This window comes from Microbacterium sp. ZW T2_14 (assembly GCF_044987405.1).
In the GTDB taxonomy this organism is placed as follows: Bacteria; Actinomycetota; Actinomycetes; order Actinomycetales; family Microbacteriaceae; genus Microbacterium.
This window is the reverse complement of record NZ_JBJDRK010000002.1, coordinates 1-23,574: the sequence shown is the minus strand read 5'-3', so window position 1 is coordinate 23,574 and position 23,574 is coordinate 1. Positions and strand designations below refer to the sequence as shown.

At 70.8% G+C, this 23,574-nt stretch carries 23 protein-coding genes; 4 read left to right on the top strand and 19 right to left on the bottom strand.

From position 1 onward, the window contains the following. Nucleotide 1 precedes the first annotated feature (1 nt). The 3 genes from ACI3KY_RS01035 to ACI3KY_RS01025 are packed head-to-tail and all read left to right on the top strand — an operon-like array spanning nt 2 to nt 1,949. Nucleotides 2–370 (top strand): DUF1048 domain-containing protein, encoded by a 369-nt coding sequence (locus tag ACI3KY_RS01035; RefSeq protein ID WP_404928346.1) that lies wholly within the window; start codon nt 2–4, stop codon nt 368–370. Then, nucleotides 367–1,182, top strand: a complete 816-nt coding sequence (locus ACI3KY_RS01030; protein WP_404928345.1) for an ABC transporter ATP-binding protein — start codon at nt 367–369, stop codon at nt 1,180–1,182. The genes ACI3KY_RS01035 and ACI3KY_RS01030 overlap by 4 nt, the downstream gene beginning before the upstream one ends. Next, nucleotides 1,179–1,949, top strand: coding sequence for an ABC transporter permease (locus ACI3KY_RS01025; protein ID WP_404928344.1), 771 nt, complete (start codon nt 1,179–1,181; stop codon nt 1,947–1,949). The genes ACI3KY_RS01030 and ACI3KY_RS01025 overlap by 4 nt, the downstream gene beginning before the upstream one ends. 71 nt (nt 1,950–2,020) lie before the next feature. On the opposite strand, the gene ACI3KY_RS01020 is transcribed toward ACI3KY_RS01025, so the two are convergent. The 16 genes from ACI3KY_RS01020 to rpe all read right to left on the bottom strand — a co-directional run bounded on the left by ACI3KY_RS01020 (nt 2,021) and on the right by rpe (nt 18,587). Continuing rightward, nucleotides 2,021–2,410, bottom strand: coding sequence for an SHOCT domain-containing protein (locus tag ACI3KY_RS01020; protein ID WP_194415457.1), 390 nt, complete (start codon nt 2,408–2,410; stop codon nt 2,021–2,023). A gap of 76 nt (nt 2,411–2,486) precedes the next feature. After that, entirely contained in the window at nt 2,487–3,935 is a 1,449-nt protein-coding gene (pyk, locus tag ACI3KY_RS01015; RefSeq protein ID WP_404928343.1) for a pyruvate kinase, read from the bottom strand. Nucleotides 3,936–3,982: 47 nt separating this feature from the next. Further along, complete coding sequence (locus ACI3KY_RS01010; protein WP_404928341.1) at nt 3,983–5,449, bottom strand: glutamate synthase subunit beta; 1,467 nt, start codon at nt 5,447–5,449, stop codon at nt 3,983–3,985. Further along, nucleotides 5,442–10,049: a glutamate synthase large subunit gene (gltB, locus tag ACI3KY_RS01005; protein ID WP_404928340.1), complete on the bottom strand. Its 4,608-nt coding sequence runs from the start codon at nt 10,047–10,049 to the stop codon at nt 5,442–5,444. Before gltB ends, ACI3KY_RS01010 begins: the two co-directional genes overlap by 8 nt. 78 nt (nt 10,050–10,127) lie before the next feature. Beyond that, nucleotides 10,128–11,099 (bottom strand): prolipoprotein diacylglyceryl transferase, encoded by a 972-nt coding sequence (lgt, locus tag ACI3KY_RS01000; protein ID WP_404928339.1) that lies wholly within the window; start codon nt 11,097–11,099, stop codon nt 10,128–10,130. 64 nt (nt 11,100–11,163) lie between these two features. After that, the gene (gene trpA, locus ACI3KY_RS00995; RefSeq protein WP_404928338.1) at nt 11,164–11,958 is read right to left on the bottom strand and encodes a tryptophan synthase subunit alpha; all 795 of its coding nucleotides are present in this window, start codon (nt 11,956–11,958) and stop codon (nt 11,164–11,166) included. Beyond that, a complete protein-coding gene (trpB, locus tag ACI3KY_RS00990) occupies nt 11,955–13,238 on the bottom strand; it encodes a tryptophan synthase subunit beta (RefSeq protein WP_404928337.1) in 1,284 nt (427 codons plus the stop codon). The genes trpA and trpB overlap by 4 nt, the downstream gene beginning before the upstream one ends. Further along, nucleotides 13,235–14,044, bottom strand: a complete 810-nt coding sequence (gene trpC, locus ACI3KY_RS00985) for an indole-3-glycerol phosphate synthase TrpC (RefSeq protein WP_404928336.1) — start codon at nt 14,042–14,044, stop codon at nt 13,235–13,237. Before trpC ends, trpB begins: the two co-directional genes overlap by 4 nt. A 2-nt stretch (nt 14,045–14,046) precedes the next feature. Then, nucleotides 14,047–14,277 carry a DUF6704 family protein gene (locus ACI3KY_RS00980; RefSeq protein ID WP_404928335.1) on the bottom strand — a complete coding sequence of 77 codons (231 nt, stop codon included), beginning with the start codon at nt 14,275–14,277 and terminating at the stop codon, nt 14,047–14,049. Between the two features lie 50 nt (nt 14,278–14,327). Next, nucleotides 14,328–14,963: a Trp biosynthesis-associated membrane protein gene (locus ACI3KY_RS00975; protein WP_404928334.1), complete on the bottom strand. Its 636-nt coding sequence runs from the start codon at nt 14,961–14,963 to the stop codon at nt 14,328–14,330. Beyond that, complete coding sequence (hisI, locus tag ACI3KY_RS00970; RefSeq protein WP_404928333.1) at nt 14,960–15,325, bottom strand: phosphoribosyl-AMP cyclohydrolase; 366 nt, start codon at nt 15,323–15,325, stop codon at nt 14,960–14,962. Before hisI ends, ACI3KY_RS00975 begins: the two co-directional genes overlap by 4 nt. Beyond that, nucleotides 15,322–16,110 carry an imidazole glycerol phosphate synthase subunit HisF gene (gene hisF / locus ACI3KY_RS00965; RefSeq protein ID WP_404928332.1) on the bottom strand — a complete coding sequence of 263 codons (789 nt, stop codon included), beginning with the start codon at nt 16,108–16,110 and terminating at the stop codon, nt 15,322–15,324. Before hisF ends, hisI begins: the two co-directional genes overlap by 4 nt. Further along, nucleotides 16,110–16,952 (bottom strand): ATP phosphoribosyltransferase, encoded by an 843-nt coding sequence (hisG, locus tag ACI3KY_RS00960; protein WP_404928331.1) that lies wholly within the window; start codon nt 16,950–16,952, stop codon nt 16,110–16,112. Before hisG ends, hisF begins: the two co-directional genes overlap by 1 nt. Nucleotides 16,953–16,995: 43 nt before the next feature. Next, nucleotides 16,996–17,259, bottom strand: a complete 264-nt coding sequence (locus tag ACI3KY_RS00955) for a phosphoribosyl-ATP diphosphatase (protein WP_045302883.1) — start codon at nt 17,257–17,259, stop codon at nt 16,996–16,998. Nucleotides 17,260–17,329: 70 nt separating this feature from the next. After that, complete coding sequence (locus tag ACI3KY_RS00950; RefSeq protein WP_404928330.1) at nt 17,330–17,857, bottom strand: hypothetical protein; 528 nt, start codon at nt 17,855–17,857, stop codon at nt 17,330–17,332. 37 nt (nt 17,858–17,894) lie between these two features. Continuing rightward, the gene (rpe, locus tag ACI3KY_RS00945; RefSeq protein ID WP_404928329.1) at nt 17,895–18,587 is read right to left on the bottom strand and encodes a ribulose-phosphate 3-epimerase; all 693 of its coding nucleotides are present in this window, start codon (nt 18,585–18,587) and stop codon (nt 17,895–17,897) included. 20 nt (nt 18,588–18,607) lie between these two features. On the opposite strand from rpe, the gene glsA reads away from it, so the two are divergent. Beyond that, on the top strand, nt 18,608–19,780 hold the full coding sequence (glsA, locus tag ACI3KY_RS00940; protein WP_404928327.1) for a glutaminase A: 1,173 nt from the start codon (nt 18,608–18,610) through the stop codon (nt 19,778–19,780). A 21-nt stretch (nt 19,781–19,801) separates the two neighbouring features. On the opposite strand, the gene ACI3KY_RS00935 is transcribed toward glsA, so the two are convergent. The 3 genes from ACI3KY_RS00935 to ACI3KY_RS00925 all read right to left on the bottom strand — a co-directional run. Next, nucleotides 19,802–21,172 carry an RsmB/NOP family class I SAM-dependent RNA methyltransferase gene (locus ACI3KY_RS00935; protein ID WP_404928326.1) on the bottom strand — a complete coding sequence of 457 codons (1,371 nt, stop codon included), beginning with the start codon at nt 21,170–21,172 and terminating at the stop codon, nt 19,802–19,804. Beyond that, on the bottom strand, nt 21,169–22,089 hold the full coding sequence (gene fmt, locus ACI3KY_RS00930; protein WP_404928325.1) for a methionyl-tRNA formyltransferase: 921 nt from the start codon (nt 22,087–22,089) through the stop codon (nt 21,169–21,171). Before fmt ends, ACI3KY_RS00935 begins: the two co-directional genes overlap by 4 nt. Before the next feature lie 22 nt (nt 22,090–22,111). Then, on the bottom strand, nt 22,112–23,574 hold a 1,463-nt coding region (locus tag ACI3KY_RS00925; protein WP_404928324.1), incomplete at its 5' end, for a primosomal protein N'.

Here is a 23,574-nt window from a genome sequence, read left to right as displayed (position 1 = left end):
CATGGCCGCCAAGTGGTACGAAATCGTCACCGGATCGCTCGAGCAGAAGAAGCAGTACCGCCAGTACAAGGCGCGCATCGAGGCTCTCCCCGAGCCCTACCGCGCAGCCGCGAAGGCGCTGGATCGGTACTTCATGTACTCCGGCGGGATGACCGACGGCGACACGATGATGCAGATGCTCGGCGACTCCGCCGACCTGTGGGAGCGCGCGGCCGCCGACGGCACGCCGGTGCGCGACATCGTCGGCGACGAGCCGTCGACGTTCGCCGAGGAGTTCACCGCCGCGTACGCCGGCAAGCAGTGGATCGACAAGGAGCGCGCGCGCCTCAACAAGGCGATCGACGAGGCAGAGAAGGGCGAGGAGAAATGACCACCGATACCGCCATCAAGGTTCACGGGCTGGAGAAGTCCTACAAGGACCTGCACGTGCTGCGCGGCGTCGACTTCGAGGTGGCGCGCGGAAGCATCTTCGCGCTCCTCGGGTCGAACGGGGCCGGGAAGACCACGGTCGTGCGCATCCTCGCGACGCTGTTGAAAGCGGATGCCGGAACCGCAGCCGTCGGCGGCTTCGACGTCGCGACCCAGGCGCAGAAGGTGCGCGAGACGGTCAGCCTCACGGGCCAGTTCGCCGCCGTGGACGAGGTGCTCAGCGGGCGGGAGAACCTCGTGCTCATCGCGCAGCTGCGTCACCTGCCGGATCCCGGTGGGATCGCGGACGCGCTCCTCGCGCGGTTCTCGCTCACCGAGGCGGGCTCGCGCCGCGCGGCGACCTATTCCGGCGGCATGCGTCGCCGGCTCGACATCGCCATGAGCCTCATCGGCAACCCGCCGGTGATCTTCCTGGACGAGCCCACGACGGGTCTCGACCCGGCCGCGCGCATCGAGGTCTGGGAGGCCGTTCGCGAGCTCACCCGCGCCGGCACCACCGTGCTGCTGACCACGCAGTATCTCGACGAGGCCGAGCAGCTCGCCGACCGCATCGCGATCCTGCATAAGGGACGGATCATTGTGAACGGCTCGCTGCAGGAGCTCAAGCAGCTGCTGCCGCCCGCCAAGGTCGAGTACGTCGAGAAGCAGCCGAGCCTGGAGGACGTCTTCTTCGCCCTCACCGGCGAGGAAGAGCCCGCAGAACCCGGAGCCGCCGAGACCGGCGCCTCCACGAAACGGAAGGAAGGACGATGACCGCTCACACCATCCGCGACACCGCGGTCCTGACCAGCCGGTCGCTGCGCCACATCCTGCGCAGCCCCGACACCATCATCACCACCGCGGTCACGCCGATCGCCCTGATGCTGCTGTTCGTCTACGTCTTCGGCGGGGCGATCGACACGGGCACCCTGTCGACGGGGTCGTACATCGACTACATGCTGCCCGGCATCCTGCTCATCACGATCGCGTCCGGTATCGCCTACACGGCCTACCGACTGTTCCTGGACATGCAGGGCGGCATCTTCGAGCGGTTCCAGTCCCTCCCGATCGCACGATCAGGAGTGCTCTGGGCGCACGTGCTCACCTCGCTCGTGTCGATCCTGGTGTCCTTGGCCGTGGTGATCGGCGTGGCACTGCTCATGGGCTTCCGCACCGGTGCCGGGTTCGGCGCGTGGCTGGGCGTCATCGGCATGCTCGTCATGTTCACCCTGGCGCTCACGTGGCTCGCGGTGATCGCGGGACTGTCGGCGAAGACGGTCGACGGCGCGAGTGCATTCTCGTACCCGCTCATCTTCCTTCCCTTCATCAGCTCCGCGTTCGTCCCGACCGAGAGCATGCCCGGGCCCGTGCAGTGGTTCGCCGAGAACCAGCCGGTGACCTCGATCGTCGACTCGATGCGTGCGCTCTTCGCGGGTCAGCCCGTCGGCAACGACATCTGGGTGGCGATGGCGTGGCTGGTCGGCATCCTGATCGTCGGCTACGTGATCTCGATGTCGATCTATCGCAAGAAGATCAGCTGAGCCCGTTCCCGCCGCACACACAGAAGAGCGGATGCCTCGACCCGAGGCATCCGCTCTTCTGGTGTTGGGGGCTAGGCGCCGAAGTACTGGTTGCCGAGCGCCTTGCTCTTGAGGGCGTCGAACTCGCCCTGCGAGATCGAGCCGGCGTCGAGCAGGGCCTTCGCCTTGGCGATGTCCTCCGCGGGGCTGGACGACGCCGCCGGGTGATAGTCATCGGACTCGGGCACCACTCCCCCGCGCGCGGCCTGCGCACGAGCGGCCATGCCCTTGCCGCGGGCGATGATGTAGACGAGGGCGGTGAGGAAGGGCACGAACACGAGCGCGATGATCCACAGCGCCTTGAGCCAGCCGTTGAGGTTCTCGTCGCGGAACAGGTCCGTGATGATCACGATCACCACGTACAGGTAGGCGATGAAGTAGAAGCTCCACAGCAGGAACCACCAGAAGTCACCGAAGAACATCGGCGTCACCTTTCTCGAAAAAGCCGGGACGGCTGCGACCACAGTAGTGGTCGCAGCCGTCCCGGGGAGAGATGTGTCAGTCGCGTGTCTTGTAGATCGGCGCCTTGCCGTGCACCGCATCGCCCACCTTGTGGATGCGGATGTCGTTCGTGGAGCCGATGATTCCGGGAGGGGATCCCGAGATCACGACGACCTTGTCGCCGACCTTGGCCAGGTCGTTCGACAGCAGGTAGTCGTCGACCTGGATGAACATCAGGTCGGTGTGCGCGACGTGCTCGACGAGCGTCGAGCGCACGCCCCACGTGAGCGCCATGCGGCGACGGATCGCCGGCTCGGGGGCGAAGCCGATCATGGGGATGCGTGGGCGCAGGCGCGACATGCGCCGTGCGGTGTCGCCCGATTCGGTGAAGATGCAGAGGTACTTCGCGTCGACGAACTCCGCCACCTCGAGGGCGGCGAGCGTGATCGCGCCACCCTGCGTGCGGGGCTTGGTCGTGAGCGGCAGGATGCGCTCGAGCCCGTGCTCCTCGGTGGAGTCCACGATGCGCGCCATGGTCTCGACCACGCCGACCGGGTACTTGCCGACGCTGGTCTCGCCCGAGAGCATGACAGCGTCCGCGCCGTCGAGCACGGCGTTGGCGACGTCGCTCGTCTCGGCGCGGGTGGGGACGGGGTTCTCGATCATCGACTCGAGCATCTGCGTCGCGACGATGACGGGCTTCGCCATGCGGCGGCAGAGCTCGACCGCGCGCTTCTGGACGATCGGCACCGCCTCGAGCGGCAGCTCGACGCCGAGGTCGCCACGGGCGACCATGATGCCGTCGAACGCGTCGATGATCTCCTCGAGGTTGTCTACCGCCTGCGGCTTCTCGATCTTGGCGATGACGGGGACGTGGACCCCCTCCTCGGCCATGATGACGTGGACGCGCTGGACGTCCTTCGCATCGCGCACGAACGACAGCGCGATGAGATCGGCGCCCGCCCGCAGACCCCAGCGGAGGTCGGCCTCGTCCTTCTCCGACAGTGCGGGGACGTTCACCGCCACGCCGGGAAGGTTGATGCCCTTGTTGTTCGAGACGGCACCCGCGACGATCACCTTGGTGGTGACGACGGTGTCGCTGGTCTCGACGACCTCCACGCGCACCTTGCCGTCGTCGATCAGCAGGAAGTCTCCCGGCTTGACGTCGTGCGGGAGACCCTTGAACGTCGTGCCGACGATCTCCTTGGAGCCGAGGATGTCGTCGGTGGTGATCTTGAAGATGTCGCCGACCGCCAGCTCGTGCGGTCCGTTCTCGAACTTGCCCAGGCGGATCTTCGGACCCTGCAGGTCGACGAGGATCGCGACCGCCCTTCCGGCGTCGTCGGCGGCCTTGCGCACGTTGGCGAAGTTGTTGTCGTGGACCGAGTAGTCCCCGTGGCTCAGATTGAAGCGGGCGACGTCGACGCCGGCATCGATGATCGCGCGGACCATCTCATATGTCGACGTGGCGGGCCCCAGGGTGGCGACGATCTTGGCGCGTCTCATCCGTGGTATCTCCGGGTGGGTTGAAGGTGGCGAGTGCCTCGGCAAGCCTACGCGGGCTGCATGCCGATGGCGACATCGGTCGGGCGGACCGGAGCAGGCAGCTCCGTCTCCCCCATGAGGAAGCGGTCGACGCTGGCTGCGGCGGCACGTCCCTCGGCGATCGCCCATACGATGAGCGACTGTCCGCGGCCGGCGTCGCCGGCCACGAACACGCCCGGGGCGGTCGTCTGGTAGTCGTCCTCGCGGCGCACGTTGCCCCGCTCGGTGAAGCGGGCGCCGAGCTGCTCCTCGAGGAAGGCGCGCTCGGGACCGGTGAAGCCCATGGCGATGAGCACCAGGTCGGCGGGGATCTCGCGCTCGGTGCCGCTCTTGGGCACGCGGCGGCCGTCGACGAACTCGGTCTCGGCGACGCGCAGGGCGCGCACCTCGCCCGCGTCGTTCGCGAGGAACTCGACGGTCGAGGCGAGGAAGGTGCGCTCGCCGCCCTCCTCGTGAGCGGACTGCATCTCGAAGACGAGGGGGTCCATCGGCCACGGCTGGTGCTCGGGACGCTCGCCCGGAGGGCGGCGGCCGATCGCGAGGTTCGTGACGCTGAGCGCGCCGTGCCGGTGTGCGGTGCCGATGCAGTCGGCACCGGTGTCACCGCCGCCGATCACGACGACGTGCTTGCCCTCTGCCGTGATCTGGTGGGGAACGGCGTCGCCGGCCACCGCCTTGTTGGACTCGACGAGGTACTCCATCGCGAAGTGCACGCCGGCCAGGTCGCGGCCCGGGATGGCAAGCTCGCGCGGCACCGTGGAGCCGGTCGCGATGACCACCGCGTCGTAGCGGGCGCGGAGGTCCGACCACGAGATGTCGCGGCCGATCTCGACGCCGGCCCGGAAGCGGGTGCCCTCGTCCTGCATCTGGCGAAGACGCGACTCGAGGTGCTTCTTCTCCATCTTGAAGTCCGGGATGCCGTAGCGCAGGAGTCCGCCGATGCGGTCGTCGCGCTCGAACACCGCGACGGTGTGACCGGCGCGGGTGAGCTGCTGAGCGGCGGCGAGGCCGGCCGGACCGGAGCCGACCACGGCCACGGTCTTGCCGGTGAGGCGGCCCGGCGGCTCCGGCTCGATCCAGCCGTTCGCGAAGGCCTCGTCGGCGATCGACACCTCGACCTGCTTGATCGTCACCGCGGGCTGGTTGATGCCGAGCACGCACGCGCTCTCGCACGGTGCCGGGCACAGGCGCCCCGTGAACTCGGGGAAGTTGTTCGTCGCGTGCAGACGCTCGCTGGCTGCGCGGCCTTCGCCGCGCCACGTCAGGTCGTTCCACTCCGGGATGAGGTTGCCGAGCGGGCAGCCCTTGTGGCAGAACGGCACGCCGCAGTCCATGCAGCGGCCGGCCTGGCGGCGCAGCACGGCGCCGTCGCCCGGCTCATAGACCTCTTTCCAGTCCATGATGCGCACCGGCACGGGCCGCCGCGGGGGCAGTTCGCGCTCGGTGACCTTGAGAAAGCCCTTCGGGTCAGCCACCCGTCACCTCCAGAATGCGGGTCCAGACGACATCGCCGTCGGGGTCGAGCCCCTCGGCGACAGCCGTCTGACGGGTCTGCAGAACCGCGGCGTAGTCGCGCGGCATGACCCTGACGAAGTTCGCCAGCTCGGACTCGAAGTCATCGAGGAGAGCCTGGGCGAGGGTCGATTCGGTCTCGGCGACGTGCTGCTCGAGGAGGTCGCGGAGGATCTCCGCGTCGCCCGAGCCGAGTTCGCCGAGCTCCAGCTCGCCGGAGGCCAGCGCCTCCCGGTTGACGAGCTTGCTGTCGAGGCGGTACACGTACGCCGTGCCACCGGACATCCCGGCACCGAGGTTGCGCCCGGTTGCGCCCAGGATCACCGCGAGGCCACCCGTCATGTACTCGAGGGCGTGGTCTCCGACCCCCTCGACGACCGCCGTGGCGCCGGAGTTGCGAACGAAGAAGCGCTCGCCCACCACGCCCCGCAGGAACATCGTGCCGAGAGTCGCGCCGTAGCCGATCACGTTGCCGGCGATGACGTTCTTCGACGCGTCGAAGGTCGCGCGTCGCGGCGGCCGGATGACGATCTGGCCGCCCGAGAGTCCCTTGCCGACGTAGTCGTTCGAGTCGCCCTCGAGACGCAGCGTGATGCCCGACGGCATGAAGGCGCCGAAGGACTGGCCCGCCGAGCCTGTCAGGTTGACGACGATGCTGCCCGACCTCAGGCCGTTCTCGCCGCGCGCCTTGGTCACGTGGTGACCGAGGAGCGTGCCGACGGCCCGCTCGGTGTTGCGGATCGGCAGGTCGATCGTGATCTCACCGCCGTCGGCGATGACGTCCTGCGCGCGCTCGATGAGCGCGACATCGAAGTGCTCGTCCAGCTCGTGCAGCTGCCCGGTGGTGTTGCGACGCGGCTCGTCCTCGGCGAACACCGGTCCTTCGAGCACCGGCGCCAGGTCGAGGCCGCTCGCCTTCCAGTGCGAGACCGCACCGTTGACGTCGAGCAGGTCGCTGCGGCCGATCGCCTCGTCGAGAGAGCGGAAGCCGAGGGCCGCGAGGTACTCGCGCACCTCCTCCGCGATGAACTCCATGAAGTTGACGACGAACTCGGGCTTGCCGTTGAACCGCGCGCGCAGCGCGGGGTTCTGCGTGGCGACGCCGACCGGGCAGGTGTCGAGGTGGCACACCCGCATCATGATGCAGCCCGATACCACGAGCGGGGCCGTCGCGAAGCCGAACTCCTCGGCGCCGAGCAGCGCGCCGATGATGACGTCGCGTCCGGTCTTGAGCTGGCCGTCGACCTGCACCACCACCCGGTCCCGCATGCCGTTGAGCATCAGGGTCTGCTGCGTCTCGGCCAGGCCGAGCTCCCAGGGGGTGCCGGCGTGCTTGAGCGAGTTGAGCGGGCTGGCGCCCGTGCCGCCGTCGTGACCCGAGACGAGGATGACGTCGGCCAGCGCCTTGGCGGTGCCGGCGGCGACCGCGCCGATGCCCGACTGGCTCACCAGCTTGACGTGCACGCGAGCGCCGGGGTTGGCGCGCTTCAGGTCGTAGATGAGCTGCTTGAGGTCTTCGATCGAGTAGATGTCGTGGTGCGGCGGCGGCGAGATGAGGCCGACACCCGCGGTGGCGTGGCGCGTGCGAGCGACCCACGGGTAGACCTTGGTCGGCGGCAGCTGACCGCCCTCGCCGGGCTTCGCGCCCTGGGCGAGCTTGATCTGGATGTCGTCGGCCTCGGTCAGGTACAGGCTCGTCACGCCGAACCGCCCGGAGGCGACCTGCTTGATCGAACTGCGACGCTCGGGGTCGAGCAGGCGATCCGCGTCCTCACCGCCTTCTCCGGTGTTGGACTTGCCGCCGATGCGGTTCATCGCGATCGCGAGGGTCTCGTGAGCCTCGCGCGAGATCGACCCGTAGCTCATCGCACCGGTGGAGAAGCGCTTGACGATCGACGACACCGATTCGACCTCGTCGATCGGCACCGGCGTGCGGCCCTCGGTCTTCAGCCCGAAGAGGCCGCGCAGCGTCTTCAGCTCGCTCGCCTGGTCGTCGACCAGCTTGGTGTACTCGCGGAAGATGTCGTACCGGCGCGTGCGGGTCGAATGCTGCAGCCGGAACACCGTGTCGGGGTTGAACAGGTGGGGCGAGCCGTCGCGTCGCCACTGGTACTCGCCGCCCGTCCAGAGCCGCTCATGCGCGCGCACCGCGGCATCCTCGGGGTAGGCGTACGCGTGACGCGCGGCGTTCTCGGCCGCGATGACGTCGAGGCCGACGCCGCCGAGCTTGGACTCCGTGCCCGTGAAGTACGCGTCGACGAGTTCCTCCGACAGGCCGACGGCCTCGAAGACCTGCGCGCCGGCGTAGGACGACACCGTCGAGATGCCCATCTTCGACATGATCTTCAGCACGCCCTTGCCCAGCGCGTAGATGAGGTTCTTGACGGCCTTCTCGGGAGAGATGCCCGTGATGAAGCCCGCGCGCACGAGATACTCGACGGTCTCCATCGCGAGGTACGGGTTGACGGCGGATGCCCCGTACCCGATGAGCGTGGCGACGTGGTGCACTTCGCGCACGTCGCCGGCCTCGACCACGAGTCCGCACTTCATGCGGGTCTCCTTGCGGATGAGGTGGTGATGCACGGCGGACAGCATGAGCAGCGACGGGATCGGCGCGAGATCCTTGTTCGAGTCGCGGTCGGAGAGCACGATGAACTCCGCGCCGTCCTCGATCGCCTGGTCGACCTCCTGGCACATCTGCTCGAGGCGCTTCTTCATGCCCTTGTGGCCGGCCTCGACGCGGTACAGGCCGCGGATCGTGACAGACGTCCGGCCCGGGAGTGCGGTGTCGATGTGCTGGATCTTGGCCAGCTCGTCGTTGTCGATGACGGGGAAGTCCAGCGTCACGACGCGCGTGTGCTCGGCGCCCCACTCGAGGAGGTTGCGTTCCGGCCCGAGGCCGAGGCTCAGCGAGGTGACGACCTCCTCCCGGATCGAGTCCAGCGGCGGGTTGGTCACCTGCGCGAACTGCTGGGTGAAGTAGTCGAAGAGCAGACGCGGGCGCTCGCTCAGCACGGCGACGGGCGTGTCGGAGCCCATCGCGCCGAGGGGCTCGGCCGCGTTCTGCCCCATCGGGGTGAGGAGGATCCTGACCTCCTCCTCGGTGTAGCCGAACGTGCGCTGGCGTCGGGTGATCGAGGCGATGGGGTGCACGATGTGCTCGCGCTCCGGAAGGTCGGCCAGGCGCACGCGGCCCGCGTCGAGCCACTCCTGCCAAGGCTCCTGGTCGGCGAGCTGCGCCTTGATCTCGTCGTCCTCGATGATGCGGCGCTGCGCCGTGTCGACGAGGAACATGCGGCCGGGGCGCAGCCGCCCGCGACGCTTGATCCGCTCGGGCTCGAAGTCCAGCACGCCGGTCTCGCTGCCGATGACGATGAGGCCATCGGTGGTCTCGGTCCAGCGGCCGGGGCGCAGGCCGTTGCGGTCCAGGGTCGCGCCGACGAGCGTGCCGTCGGTGAAGATCAGCGCGGCCGGTCCGTCCCACGGCTCCATCTGCATGGAGTGGAACTCGTAGAAGGCCCGCAGCTTCGGGTCGATGTCGGCCTGCTTCTCATATGCCTCCGGCACCATCATCATGATGGCGTGGGGCAGGCTGCGGCCGGTGAGGGTGAGGAGCTCGAGCACCTCGTCGAACGAGGCGGAGTCGCTGGCGCCCGTGGTGCAGATGGGCAGCAGCGGACGGATGTCGCCGAGCAGCTCGGACTCGAGCTGCGACTGCCGTGCGCGCATCCAGTTGCGGTTGCCGTTCACGGTGTTGATCTCGCCGTTGTGCGCGAGCATGCGCAGCGGCTGCGCGAGCGGCCACGACGGGAACGTGTTGGTCGAGTAGCGCGAGTGGACGACCGCGAGCTCGGAGGCGAAGCGCTCGTCCTGCAGGTCGGGGTAGAACGGCTCGAGCTGGAGGGTCGTGACCATGCCCTTGTAGCCGAGGGTGCGCGCCGACAGCGAGACGAAGTAGGCGTCGAGCTCGGTGCGGGCGCGAGCGCGCAGGCGGTAGGCGCGGCGGTCGAGCGCGATGCCCGAGAGCGCCGCCCGCTCGCCGGAGGCGGGGTGCGAGACGAAGAGCTGTTCGAAGACCGGGCGGGCCGCGAAGGCCAGCTTGCCGAGGTTCTCGTCAGAGGTCGGCACCTCGCGCCAGCCGAGGACGGTGAGGCCCTCGGATGCCGCGATCCGCTCGATGCCCGTCTTCTGCACCGCGCGAGCGTCGGCGTCGCGCGGGAGGAACACCATCCCGGCCGCGTACTCCCCGACCGGCGGCAGCTCGAAGCCGGCCACCGCGCGGAGGAAGGCGTCCGGCATCTGGGTGAGGATGCCCGCGCCGTCGCCGGTGCCGGCGTCCGAGCCGATGGCACCGCGGTGCTCCAGGTTGCGCAGGGCGGTCAGCGCCAGATCGATGATGTCGTGGCCCGCCTCGCCGCGGAGGGTCGCGACCATGGCCAGTCCGCAGGCGTCCTTCTCGAAGGCAGGGTTGTACATCCCCTGCTTCTGCGGGAAGCCGGCGCGGCCGGACGAAGCGGGGAAGTCCGCCTCCGAAGAGGCGTCGTGACGGGGGCTCGAAGCCATACCTACCGTCCTCACGTTGATAGTCAAGATGGGACGACGTCGGCCCTGGGCGCACGCTCCTCGGGGAACTGAGCGGCGTTATTTGGTGGCAGGGGTGCTTGTGGCTCTGACCTCTTCGACCTCGGACGTCGGGGGTTCGCTGACGTCGACGAAGTCGTCGGTGTTCTGCGATTGTACAGCCTGTCCGGCGTTCCACTCGCGGCCGGACACATAGGGCGACGGCTCGAGACCCGGGTGGCGGCGCTTCTGGACGAAGAAGATCACGACACCGAGGACGACGCCGAGGATGGCGGCCCACACGTTGGTGCGCAGTCCCAGGAAGATGTCGCTCGGATCGATGCGGATCGACTCCCACACGATGCGTCCCGCGCTGTACCAGACCAGGTAGACGGCGAACAGCCGTCCCCACTGCAGACGGAAGCGGCGACCGACCCACACGATCACCAGGACGCCCAGGGCGTTCCAGAGCACCTCGTAGAGGAACGTGGGGTGGAACAGCGTCCCCTCCGGGAGCCCGATGGGCCAGGCGGGGTTCGGATAGTCGATCTCCAGGCCCCACGGCACATCGGTCGGCAGGCCGTACAGCTCCTGGTTGAACCAGTTGCCGAAGCGGCCGATCGCCTGCGCGAGGAGCAGACCCGGGGCGAGCGCGTCCGCGAAGGTCCAGAAGCGGATGCCGGTCCACCGGCAGCCCAGCCAGGCGCCGACGGCACCGCCGATGAGGGCGCCGTAGATCGCGATGCCGCCCTCCCAGATGTACAGGGCCGACAGCGGATTCGCGCCCTCGCCGAAGTAGAAGCTCCAGTGCGTGAGCACGTGGTAGATCCGAGCGGTGATGATCGCGAGCGGCACGGCGAGGAGGGCGATGTCGATGACGACCCACGGCTCGGCGCCGCGCTTGGTCAGGCGGGCATTCGTCCACAGCACGGCGACGATGATCCCCGTGATGATGCAGAGCGCGTAGATGTGGATCCGCAGGGGCCCGATGTCGAAGTAGCTGATCGACGGGCTCGGGATGCTGGCGACGACGCTCGCGGCGGCGGTGATCATGGGAGAACCGTGTCCTTGCTGGATCCGTGCGGGAGGGGCCGGCGCGCGCGCCGACCTCAGAAGTCTAGTTCGCGCTGCGCGCGGTGCCGGCGGCGAGGTGGCGCGCGGTCTCGGCGAGCCCGTCGATCCCGCCGTCACGCAGCGCGCGCACCAGCGCGGTGCCGACGATGGCGCCGTCGGCATATTCGAGGACACCGGACACCTGATCCGCGCTTGAGATGCCGATGCCGACGCACGCGTGCTCGACCCCGTGGTCGCGCAGGCGGGCGACGAGCGTGCGGGCGGCGGCATCCAACTGGGCCCGCTCGCCGGTGATGCCCATCGTCGAGACCGTGTACACGAAGCCCGTCGAGCTCCGCACGATGAGTTCGAGGCGCTCGTCGGTGGATGTCGGCGCGGCGAGGAAGACGCGGTCCAGCCCGGTGCGCTCGCTGGCGGCGAGCCATTCGGGCGCAGCCTCCGGCGTGATGTCGGGCGTGATGAGGCCTGCTCCGCCTGCAGCGACCAGGTCGTCGGCGAAACGGTCGACGCCGTACTGCAGCACGGGGTTCCAGTACGTCATCACGAGCACCGGCACATCGGTGCGGCGCGTGATCTCGCGCACCGCCGTGAACGTGTCGCGCAGGCGGAAGCCGCCGGCGAGAGCCGCCTGGGTCGCCTCCTGGATGACCGTGCCGTCCATCACCGGGTCGGAGTAGGGCGGGCCGAGCTCGAGGATGTCCGCCCCGTTCTCGGCGAGAGCGACGGCCGCATCGATGCTCGTGCGGAGGTCGGGGAAGCCGATGGGCAGGTACCCGACGAACGCGCCCCTCCCGGCAGCGTGGGCGGCGTCGATCGCGGCGGAGACACGCGAGCTCATAGCTTGGTGCCCTCTCCCTTGGCGGCGTCGTCGGCCGGCGGGGTCGCGACCACGCCGGCGTCGTCCGGAGCCGCGGCCGCGGCCGCGGCGGCGTCGTACAGGTGGAAGTAGCGGGCGGCGGTGTCCATGTCCTTGTCGCCGCGGCCGGACAGGCACACGGCGAGGATCGCGTCCGGCCCGAGCTCGCGCCCGAGGCGCAGGGCGCCGGCGAGGGCGTGCGCCGACTCGATCGCGGGGATGATGCCCTCGGTCTCGGACAGCAGCCGGAGAGCCTGCATCGCCTCGTCGTCGGTCGCGGGGATGTACTCGGCGCGCCCGATCGAGGCGAGCCAGGCGTGCTCGGGGCCGACGCCCGGATAGTCGAGTCCTGCCGAGATGGAGTGCGACTCGACGGTCTGGCCGTCATCGTCCTGCAGCACGAAGGTCTTGGCGCCGTGCAGCACACCGGGGCGCCCGCGCTCGATCGATGCGGCATGGCGCGGCGTGTCGACGCCGTCACCGGCCGCCTCGACGCCGTAAAGCTTCACGTCGTCATCGAGGAACGCATCGAACATGCCGATCGCGTTGGAGCCCCCGCCGACGCATGCGATGACGGCATCCGGAAGCCGGCCGGCCTCTTCGAGCAGCTGTGCGCGCGCCTCTTCGGAGATGACCTTCTGGAAGTCGCGCACCATGGCGGGGAACGGGTGGGGTCCGGCGGCCGTGCCGAAGATGTAGTTGGTCGTCTCCACGCTGGCGACCCAGTCGCGGTACGCCTCGTTGATGGCGTCCTTCAGGGTCCGCGAGCCGGTCTTGACCGGCACGACCTCGGCGCCGAGCAGCCGCATGCGCGCCACGTTGAGTGCCTGGCGCTCGGTGTCGACCTCGCCCATGTAGATCGTGCACTCGAATCCGAACAAGGCCGCGGCCGTCGCCGTGGCGACGCCGTGCTGGCCGGCGCCCGTCTCGGCGATCACGCGGGTCTTGCCGAGGCGCTGGGTGAGCAGCGCCTGGCCCAGCACGTTGTTGATCTTGTGAGAGCCGGTGTGGTTGAGGTCCTCGCGCTTGAGGAACACCCGCGCTCCCCCGGCGTGCTCGGCGAACCGCGCCACCTCCGTGATCGGTGAGGGGCGGCCCGCGTACGAGTGGAGCAGCCGGACGAACTCGGCCTGGAACGCGGGATCGGCTTTCGCCGCCTCGTACTCGGCCGACAGCTCGTCGATGGCCGCGATGAGGGATTCGGGCATGTAGCGCCCGCCGAACTCGCCGAACAGCGGCCCGGGGGCCTCGCGAAGACTCACGACCTCGCCCTTCCTTCGTTCAGTGCATCGCCGCCGCCCGCCTCCAGGAAAGCGCGCAGCGTGGATACGGGATCGTTGGTGACGAGCGCCTCGCCGACGAGGACGACGTCGGCGCCGGCCGCGCGGTAGTGGGCGACGTCGGCCGGGGCGAGCACCGCCGACTCGGCGATGCGGACGGCACCTGCGGGGATGCGCTCCGCCAGTCGCCCGAACAGGTCGCGGTCGAGCTGGAACGTCGACAGGTCACGAGCGTTCACGCCGATGAGCTGTGCGTCGATCTCGGCGGCACGGTCGACCTCGGTGGCCGAGTGCGTCTCGACGAGCGCGGTCATGCCCAGCTCGCGCGTGAACGTGTGCAGGCGGGCGAGAACCTCCTGCTCGAGCGCGGCGACGATGAGGAGCACGAGATCCGCACCGGCGGCGCGGGCCTCGAGCACCTGGTACTCGGTCGCGATGAAGTCCTTGCGGAGCACCGGCAGGGTGACGGCGGCCTTCACCGCCTCGAGGTCGGCCAGGCTGCCCTTGAAGCGCCGGCCCTCGGTGAGGACGGAGATCGCGGAGGCCCCGCCCTCCTCGTAGCGGCGGGCCTGCAGGGCGGGATCGGGGATCGCCGCGAGGTCGCCGCGCGAGGGGCTCGCCCGCTTCACCTCGGCGATGATCTTCACCCGGTCGGCGGGAGCGAGGGCGGCGACGGCGTCGATCGCGGGGCGCTGCGCCAGCGCTGCGGCCTCGACCGCTGCCAGGGACCGCACCGAGGCGCGGGCCTCGGCATCCTCAACCGCGCCGGCCGTCAGGTCGGCGAGCACGATCAGTGCTCTTTCGCCACGTACTTCGAGCCGTTCACGCCGTAGCCGGCGCGCGACATCACCCAGCCGACGATGGCGCCGACGACGAGGAGGGCAGCGGAGGCCCAGACCAGAACAGGCATGTCGAGGAAGTAGAACAGGGTGCCGAGTGCGACCGCCACCAGCATGATCACGACGGCCGTCCAGGCGGCGGGCGAGTGTCCGTGGCCGGGGTCGCCGATGTTGTTGCTCATGGGTGTCTCCTCGTGAATCCTGGGAAGCGCGGCCGCCGCCAGTCTAGCGGTCAGGCGGTCGGATCCCCGCCACGCGACAGGTCGTCCCAGTCGTCGATGGCGCGGGATCCTGCGGCGTCGTGGGGCCGCGGACCGTCCTCCGCCCGGCTTCGCATGCCCGCAGGGGCGGAGGGCTGCGACACGTCGTCGGTGCGGTAGCGACGGCCGGTGCGCGACCAGCCGTGGGCGGTGGCGAGCACGAAGCAGCCGGCGGCGATCAGCACGATCCAGACCACGAGCGTCACCGCCGGCCACGCCGTCGCGTCGATGGACGCGACGAGCTTCGCGACGGAGGACTCCCCCGCGATGCCGGTGGATTCCGTGACGACCGAGGCGACGGCCGAGACCGGGTGCTCGAACACGATGCGCGCCGTGAGCCATGCGAGGACGCCGCCGATGAGCAGGGCCAGCGCGCCGAACACGTAGCGCAGGACCCGTCCGACGATCGACAGCGCAGCGCCCAGCGCAAGGACGGCCAGGCTGAGCGGCGCCAGCACCGGCAGCGCGGAGGCGCCGGGGACCTCGAGCGCGTGACGGGCGCCGTCCTGCAGGACGACGGTGAGCCAGGTCTGGGTGGACGAGATCACGCCCAGCGCTCCGCACAGCACCATCGCCGCGACGGCGAGCAGCCGCGCTCTGCGGATCACGCGACCGCCTCCGGGCCGCGCACGGCGTCGAGGTCGTCGGCGTCGAAGCACGTCCGGGTGCCGGTGTGGCAGGCGGGTCCGACCTGTTCCACCTGCACGAGCACGGCGTCCCCGTCGCAGTCGAGACGCGCTCCGCGCACCAGCTGGATGTTGCCGGACGTGTCGCCCTTGCGCCAGTACTCCTGCCGCGAGCGCGACCAGAACGTGACGCGACCCTCGGTGAGCGTGCGGCGGAGGGCCTCGGCATCCATCCATCCGAGCATGAGCACCTCTCGGGTGTCCCACTGCTGGATGATGGCGGCGACCAGGCCGTCAGCCGTGAAGGTCACCCGGGCGATGCGCTCCTCGACGGTGTCGCTCATGCCGTCACCTCCCGCACCGCGATGCCGTCTGCGGCCATCGCGGCCTTGACGTCGCCCACGGTGAGCTGGCCGGAGTGGAAGACGGATGCCGCGAGCACCGCGTCTGCGCCCGCGGCGATGGCGGGGCCGAAGTCGGCGGCAGAGCCCGCCCCGCCCGACGCGATCACCGGCACGCTTGCCACCTCGCGCATCAGCGCCACCAGTTCGAGGTCGAAGCCCTGCTTCGTGCCGTCGGCGTCGATCGAGTTGACGAGGAGCTCCCCCGCGCCGCGCTCGACGGCCTCGCGCGCCCATTCCAGCGCGTCGAGCTCGGTCTCGGTGCGGCCGCCGTGCGTCGTGACGACGAAGCCCGAGGGCACCCGGTCCCGCAGCTCCGGCGAGGCCCGCTTGACGTCGAGCGAGAGCACGAGCACCTGCGCGCCGAACCGGTCGGCGATCTCGTCCAGGAGGGGCGGGCGGGCGATCGCCGCGGAGTTCACGCCGATCTTGTCCGCCCCCACCGACAGCAGGCGGGCGACGTCGTCGGCGGAGCGGACTCCCCCGCCGACGGTGAGCGGGATGAAGACCTGCTCGGCGGTCCGCCGCACGACGTCGTAGGTCGTGGATCGCTCGTCGACGGTCGCCGTGACGTCGAGGAAGGTGATCTCGTCGGCGCCCTGGTGGAAGTACTCGCGGGCGAGCTCGACGGGATCGCCCATGTCGCGCAGGTTCTGGAAGTTGACGCCCTTGACGACCCGCCCCGCGGCGACGTCGAGGCACGGGATGACGCGGCAGACGAGAGCCATCAGAGCCTCGCGTTGTGGATCGCGGTCACGAGGATGGCGCGCGCGCCGATGGCATACAGCGCGTCCATGACCTGGTTGACGCCCTTGCGGGGCACCATGACGCGCACGGCCACCCACGCGGCGTCGCGCAGCGGCGAGATCGTCGGCGACTCGATGCCGGGGGCGATCTTGACGGCCGCGTCGACGAGCTCGGCGGGCAGGTCGTAGTCGACCATCACGTAGCGCTGCGCCACCATGACGCCCCGGAGACGCCGCAGCAGCGTCTCCATGCCCTCCGCCTCCGTCGGCGCGCCGATCAGCACCGCCTCGGATCTGAGGATCACGGGCCCGAAGACGTCCAGGCCCGCCTGGCGCAGTGTGGTGCCGGTCTCGACGACGTCGGCGATGGCGTCGGCCACGCCGAGCTCGACGGCGGATTCCACCGCGCCGTCGAGCGGCACGAGGTCGGCGGCGACGCCGTGCTCGTCGAGGAAGGCGTCGACGAGTCCCGGATACGAGGTCGCGATGCGCGCACCCTCGAGGTCGGTCACCTCCGAGAAGCGGCCGGCGGGCGCGGCGAAGCGGAACGTGGATGCCGCGAACCCGAGCTGCTCGATCTCTCGGGCGCCGGGCATCCGGGCGTCCAGCAGCAGATCGCGGCCGGTGATGCCGACATCCAGTGCGCCGGAGCCGACGTAGGTGGCGATGTCCTTGGGACGGAGATAGAAGAACTCGACCTCGTTCTGAGGGTCGATGACGTGGAGGTCCTTGGGGTCGCGGCGTCCGGTGTAGCCCGCCTCGTGGAGCATCTCTGAGGCGGTCTCGGCGAGCGATCCCTTGTTCGGCACGGCGATTCGCAGCATGGCAGCGTGGCTTTCGGGTTCGAGGACGGGTGAGGGTGCCGGCTCAGAGATGTCGGTAGACATCCTCGAGGCTCAGCCCCTTCGCGAGCATGAGCACCTGCAGGTGGTACAGCAGCTGCGAGATCTCCTCGGCTGCGGCATCCGTCGACTCGTACTCGGCCGCCATCCACACCTCGGCGGCCTCTTCCACGATCTTCTTGCCGATCGCGTGCACGCCCGCGTCCAGCTGCGCGACGGTTCCCGAACCCTCGGGGCGCTCAGCCGCTTTCGCAGCGAGCTCGGCGTACAGCGTGTCGAACGTCTTCACCATGCCAGGGTATCGAACGAGACGGATGCCGCGGCGCCGCGTGACGCGATGGGCCCCGCCGGCCAGGCCTTCAGTGGGCCAGGATGCTCAGTCCGATCACCAGCACGCCCAGCAGCGTCGTCGCCAGGAGCCCGGCGATCCGCCAGGGCCAGGAGCTGCCGTTGCGCGCGGCGTTCGCGTAGCCGATCACCGCGAGGAGGACGATGCCGCTGCCCAGCGCGAGGAAGTACGCGGTGTACTCCTCGACGAGCCCCAGCGCGCCCAGGAGCAGCAGTGCGGCCGGGACGAGCATCGCGACGAGCATCCCCGAGGAATGACGGGCGCCATCGCGGACCGCGGCAGCGAGCGGCTTCGCGGGGCGTTCCGCGCGACTGGCGACGACCGCGGCGTAGATGTGCGCGAGCCAGAAGACGATCACCGTGCCGAAGACGAACAGCAGCACCTCGAAGTCGGTGTCCTCCTCCCATCCCACCGCGACGAGCGCCGTGACCAGGACCAGGCCGTACACCGCGTGCTCACCGCTGTAGGCGTCGAGCAGGCGGTCGCGTCGGCGGCGTGGCACGGGCTGAGTCGGCGCAACCTCGTCGTCGGTGGCCATGCGCTCCCTCTCGGCTCGGTGACGCGCGGTCCCGGCGTCAGTGTGCGTGACTGCGGGCGGACGCCCGGAGCCCGGTGATGGCGTTCGCCGGATCGCTCGCACCGAACACGGCGGAGCCGGCGACGAACGTGTCGGCGCCCGCCTCGGCCGCCTGGGCGATCGTCGACTCGCCGATGCCGCCGTCGACCTGGAGCCAGACCGACGACCCGCGCCGGCGCGCCTCGTCGGCCAGGCGCCGGAGCTTCGGCATCGTCTCGGGCATGAACGACTGCCCTCCGAAGCCGGGCTCCACGGTCATCACCAGGATCTGATCGAAGTCGTCGAGGAGGTCGAAGAGACCGTCCACGGGGGTCGCCGGCTTCACGGCGACGCCGGCGCGTGCGCCGATCTCGCGGAGTCGGCGCGCGAGGGCGACCGGTTCCTTCGCCGCCTCGAGATGGAACGTGACCGACGCCGCCCCGAGCTCCGCGTAGCCGGGCGCCCAGCGGTCCGGGTTCGTCATCATGAGATGCACGTCGAGTGGCACGGGGCTCGTGGCCTGGATGCGCTCGACCATCTGGGGCCCGAACGTGAGGTTGGGGACGAAGTGGTTGTCCATCACATCGACGTGAACGAAGTCCGCGGTCGCGATCCGCGCGAGCTCCGTCTGCATGTTGACGAAGTCGGCGGCCAGGATGCTGGGATTGATGCGGATGCCGACCTGGCGGCCGTTCTCGTCGATCGGGGGCACCCGTCCATTATGGTCGACCTGTGGACCCCATCACCGTGCTTCTGGACGAGGTCCTCGACGACATCCGTCCGCTCCGCGACGGCGCGCCCGCGGGCTACATCCCTGAGCTCGCCGCCGCCGACCCCGAGCATCTCGCGCTCGCCGTGGTCGGTCCCCGCGGCCGTGTGAGAGCGGTGGGCGACACCGGGCACGAGTTCACGATCCAGTCGATCTCGAAGCCGTTCGTCCTGGCTCTCGCGCTCGCCGATCGCGGCCGCGAGGCGGTGCTGCGCAAGGTCGGTGCCGAGCCCAGCGGCGAGCCGTTCAACGCCATCAGCCTCGAGCCGGGCACCGGACGCCCGGCCAACCCGATGGTCAATGCCGGCGCGATCGCGACGTCGGCGCTCATCCCCGGCGACAGCGTCGACGACCGCACGTCGCGTATCGCGCAGGGTCTCTCGGCTTTCGCCGGGCGGTCCTTGTGGGTCGACGAGCAGGTGTACGCGTCGGAATCGGCCACGGGCGATCGCAACCGCGCGCTGGCTCACCTCCTGCGCTCCCACGGAGCCCTCGAGGGATCGGTCGACGTCGCCGTGGAGACGTATTTCCGGCAGTGCTCGCTTCTCGTGACGGTGCGCGACCTCGCGGTGATGTCGGCGACGCTCGCGTTCGGCGGGGTCAACCCCGTCACCGGCGAGCGGGTCGTCGCCGAGGTCGTGGCCCGTGACGTGCTGTCGATCATGACGAGCTGCGGCATGTACGACTTCTCCGGCGAGTGGCTGCTGCGCGTCGGGCTGCCGGCGAAGAGCGGCGTCAGTGGCGGCCTCCTCGCCGTCGCACCCTCGCAGTTCGGCGTCGCCGCGTTCAGCCCGCGCTTGGATGCCCACGGCAACTCGGTGCGGGGCATCGCCCTGCTCGAGACCCTCGCCGAGCGGTTCGGCATGCACACGCTGGAGCCGCACGACAGCGTCGCCGTCCCGGCGTTCACGGTGCAGGACACCGACGAGGGCCGTGTACTGCGGTTGGGCGGCGAGCTCGGCCTCGCGGGCACGGAGCGCGTGGTCGCCGTGCTGCGGGATCTGGCCGAGTCGCTGCCGGAGGGCGCCGAGGTCACCGTCGACGCGCGCGACCTCGGCCGCACGCACAGCGCCGCGCTCGTCGCGCTGCGGGCGGAGTTCGAGCAGATGCCCCACGGGATCCACCTGCGCGAATGAGCGCGGGGCGCGTGCGGCAGCTCAGACGCGGCGCAGCAGCGACACCGACATCGCGTCGGTGTTGTGGCGGTGGGGCCAGAGCTGCGCGCGCCCGCTGCCGTCTGCCTGCGGCGGAAGGCCGGGGTCGGCATCCGACAGCGAGGTGATGACGTCCCGTGCCGAGAGCTCCTCGATCGCACCGTCCCATTCGCGGCGGATGTCGGCTACGACGCCCGACGTCTCGGCGAGATGGGGCGAGCACGTCACGTAGGCCACCACGCCACCGGGTTTGAGGGCGCTCACCGCCTCGGTGAGCAGTTCGCGCTGCAGTTGGGTGAGCGCCGGGACGTCGCTCGGGGCCTTGCGCCAGCGCGCCTCGGGGCGGCGGCGGAGGGCACCGAGGCCGGTGCAGGGCGCGTCGACCAGGATGCGGTCGTACGTCTCGGGAGCGTCCTGCGCACGCAGCCGGCCGTCTTCTTCCGACACCGGCACGTCGAGAGGCACCCCGACCAGTGCCTGGCGCACCAGCCCTGCGCGCGCCGGTGAGATCTCGTTCGCCTCGAGCGACGCGCCGTGCGCGAGCGCCTCCGCAGCGAGCACCGCGGTCTTGCCACCGGGCCCCGCGCACAGGTCGAGCCATCGCTCCCCTGCCGTGACCGGATAGGCGCGCGTGAGCGCCAGGGCTGCCAGCTGCGAGCCCTCGTCCTGCACCCGGATGCGGCCGCCGGAGCCCCGCACGATCGAGTCGGGGTCTCCGCCGCCCAGCCGGAACCCGATCGGCGAGAACGGGGTGCGGCGCGTGTCTTCGGGGACATCGGCGAGCTCGGGGAGGGCCGCCATCGTCACCCGCGGCGACGCGTTGTCAGCCATCAGCAGCGCCTCGAGCTCGTCCGCGCGACCTTCGGCGGCCAGCGCGCGCCGGAAGGCGCGCACCACCCACACCGGATGCGAGAACAGCAGGCCGAGCTGCTCGTCGTCGGAGCGCGCGCTCTCGGCGACGTGCGTCATCCAGTCGCCCGGCGTGTCGCGGGACACCCGGCGCAGCACGGCGTTGGCGAAGCCGGCCGCGCCCCGTCCGCCGGCGGACCGCGCGAGTTCGACGGACTCGTTGACCGCGGCGTGCGAGGCCACGCGGGTCGACAGCAGCTGGTGCACGCCCAGCCGGAGGGCGTCGAGCACGGCCGGGTCGATGTCGGCGATGGGCCGGTCGGCGGCGATCTCGATGACGGCGTCGTACGTCCCCTGGCGGCGCAGGGTGCCATAGGTGAGCTCGGTGGCGAGGGCGGCGTCGGGCGTCGTGAGGCCGGCGCGGGCGATCGCGGTCGGCAGCAGGAGGTTCGCGTAGGCGTCGGACTCGTGCACCGCCCGCAGGGTCTCATAGGCGACGCGGCGTGCCGCCACGGTGCGGCTCATGATCCCGCCACCGGTGCGGCGCTCCGCAGGCCGCGCCACCAGTCCGCGGCGCGCATGCCGCCCTTGCCGGCGGGCTGAACGGTCTCGAGCAGGATGGGCGCGGATGCCGTGCCCGCGAGCACCTGCCCCTCGTGCAGGGCGAGGGTGCCGGGCGCCAGCTGCGGCGCTCCTGCGGGCGCCGGTGCGACGGCGAGCACCTTGAGCCGCGCGCCGTCGATGGTCGTGTGGGCGCCGGGCTCGGGCGTGACGCCGCGGATGCGCCCCAGCACGGCCTCCGCGGGCTCGTCCCAGCGCACGCGGCCGTCGTCGTCGCCGAGCTTCGACGCGTAGGTCGGCTCGCCCACCTGCGGCTGGGAGACCGCGGATCCTCCCGCGATCGCGTCCACGACGTCGGCGAGCAGTGCCGCGCCGTCCGCGGCGAGCGCCGAGAGCAGGGACCCCGCCGTGGCGTCTGCGGGCACGTCGATCGCGAGTTCGCCGAAGACGTCGCCGGCATCCAGCTCGGGAACGAGCTGGAACACGCTCGCGCCGGTGCGGGCGTCGCCCGCGATGAGCGCGTGCTGCACGGGCGCAGCGCCGCGCCAGCGCGGGAGGAGCGAGAAGTGCAGGTTGATCCACCCGTGTGCGGGCGTCGACAGCAGCGGCTCGCGCACCAGACCGCCGTAGGCGACGATCACCCCGAGTTCGGGCTGGAGGGCGGCGATCTCGGACGTCGCGGTCGCATCGAGCCGGTCGGCGCGGATCACCGGGATGCCGAGCTCCTCCGCGGCGGCGGCAACGGGAGAGGGGGTGAGCACGCGCTTGCGCCCCAGCGGGGCGTCCCGGCGGGTGATGACGGCGACGACGTCGTGACCCGAGGCGAGCCGCCGCAATGACGGCACGGCGGGCTCGGGCGTGCCGGCGAAGACGAGGCGCATGACGGTCCTGAACGATCGAGGGTCAGAGGTCGAGGTCGGGCACGTCGACCCGGACCTTCAGTGTATGGGCGGCGCCCGGCGTGCGCCCCTTCGCCGGCCGTCGACCCTTGACCGCCTGGCTCACCACCGACGCCCGCAGGGTCTCGGTCACGCGCGTCCCGAGGCCGTAGTCGAATCGCACCAGAGCGCGGACGGACTCGCCGTGGGCGAGCGGCCCGAGCACCGCCTCGGCGTCGAGTTCGGGTACGGCGTGGCGGAGCTCGGCCAGAGCGGTGTCGACGGCCCGGCGCGGGCCTTCGACCGCCGCGACCCGCACCGCGGGCGGCATCCGCAGGGGCACGCGGTCCGCGAGCTCGGCGCGCGCGTAGGCCGCCTGCGTCCACGTCGCCAGCGCGCGGGCGACCTCGCCTCCGACACCGACGAGGTGCACCGGGGCGCCCGGAGCGGCCAGGGCTGCCGCATTCGACCACCAGCGCAGGCACGACTCGCCGATGCGCAGGTCCTCGGCCATCAGCATCCGATCGCCGTCGAGCAGGATCACCGCATGATAGCCGCCGATCGCGAGCGGCTCGGCGCCGCGCGTCGCCACCACCAGGGCCGGACGCGCGTCCACCTCGGTCACCGGATGATCGCCGTCGGCGATGATCACACGGGTCCCCGGGAATGCCCTGCCCAGCTCGTCGGCCGTCCGCTCGCTGCCCGAGGAGGCCATGCGCAGCAGGGTCGAGGAGCATTCGGGGCACGCCCACGCGTGTGCCGCGCGACCGCACCACGAGCAGGTCGGGACCGCACCCTGCCGCGCGGCGTGGAGGGGCCCGCCGCAATGCGGGCACCGGGCGGGGTGGCGGCACTTCGCGCAGACCAGCACCGGTGCGTACCCGGGACGCGCGACCTGGACCAGGACCGGACCCTCCGCCAGAGCCGCGCGTGCGGCGGCGAAGGCCGACGAGGGCACGCGCGCCGCGCGGGACTCGCCCTCCCGGTTCGCGCTGAGCACCACGCGCGGACTCAGCCGGCGCGCGGCCGGAAGATCGCGCACCCAGCCCACGGCGACGAGCCGCTCCACATCGGTGGTGCGCGTATGCCCTGCGAAGACCAGCGCGCCGCCGTGCAGCTCCTGACGCAGCAGCGCCGCGTCACGGGCGTGGACGCCCGGGCTGAGCGGCTCCGCCAGGAGAGGATCGCCGTCGTCCCACAGTGCGATCAGGCCGAGCTCGGCGACCGGCGCATACACGGTGGAGCGGTTGCCGATCACCACGCACGGCGCATCAGCGAGGGTGCGCAGGAACGCGGCATACCGCGCGGGACCGCTCTGCTTCGCGTCGTCACGGACGAAGGCGTCGGCCGGGATGCGGCTCGACAGGGCGGCCTCGAGCTGCGCGCGGTCACGGTGGTCCGGAACGGCGATGACGGCGCTCCGCCCTGCCGCGAGCACCCGGGTCGCGGCGGCGGCGAGGAGGACCGCCCACGAACCCACGACGGTGC

Excerpts from the sequence above, each read along its gene's own strand:
- ACI3KY_RS01035 (WP_404928346.1), top strand. The coding sequence starts at position 2 with ATGGCCGCCAAGTGGTACGAAATCGTCACCGGATCGCTCGAGCAGAAG.
- ACI3KY_RS01030 (WP_404928345.1), top strand. The coding sequence starts at position 367 with ATGACCACCGATACCGCCATCAAGGTTCACGGGCTGGAGAAGTCCTAC.
- ACI3KY_RS01025 (WP_404928344.1), top strand. The coding sequence starts at position 1,179 with ATGACCGCTCACACCATCCGCGACACCGCGGTCCTGACCAGCCGGTCG.
- ACI3KY_RS01020 (WP_194415457.1), bottom strand. The coding sequence starts at position 2,410 with ATGTTCTTCGGTGACTTCTGGTGGTTCCTGCTGTGGAGCTTCTACTTC.
- pyk (WP_404928343.1), bottom strand. The coding sequence starts at position 3,935 with ATGAGACGCGCCAAGATCGTCGCCACCCTGGGGCCCGCCACGTCGACA.
- gltB (WP_404928340.1), bottom strand. The coding sequence starts at position 10,049 with ATGGCTTCGAGCCCCCGTCACGACGCCTCTTCGGAGGCGGACTTCCCC.
- lgt (WP_404928339.1), bottom strand. The coding sequence starts at position 11,099 with ATGATCACCGCCGCCGCGAGCGTCGTCGCCAGCATCCCGAGCCCGTCG.
- trpA (WP_404928338.1), bottom strand. The coding sequence starts at position 11,958 with ATGAGCTCGCGTGTCTCCGCCGCGATCGACGCCGCCCACGCTGCCGGG.
- ACI3KY_RS00980 (WP_404928335.1), bottom strand. The coding sequence starts at position 14,277 with ATGAGCAACAACATCGGCGACCCCGGCCACGGACACTCGCCCGCCGCC.
- hisI (WP_404928333.1), bottom strand. The coding sequence starts at position 15,325 with ATGAGCGACACCGTCGAGGAGCGCATCGCCCGGGTGACCTTCACGGCT.
- hisF (WP_404928332.1), bottom strand. The coding sequence starts at position 16,110 with ATGGCTCTCGTCTGCCGCGTCATCCCGTGCCTCGACGTCGCCGCGGGG.
- hisG (WP_404928331.1), bottom strand. The coding sequence starts at position 16,952 with ATGCTGCGAATCGCCGTGCCGAACAAGGGATCGCTCGCCGAGACCGCC.
- ACI3KY_RS00950 (WP_404928330.1), bottom strand. The coding sequence starts at position 17,857 with ATGGCCACCGACGACGAGGTTGCGCCGACTCAGCCCGTGCCACGCCGC.
- ACI3KY_RS00935 (WP_404928326.1), bottom strand. The coding sequence starts at position 21,172 with ATGAGCCGCACCGTGGCGGCACGCCGCGTCGCCTATGAGACCCTGCGG.
- fmt (WP_404928325.1), bottom strand. The coding sequence starts at position 22,089 with ATGCGCCTCGTCTTCGCCGGCACGCCCGAGCCCGCCGTGCCGTCATTG.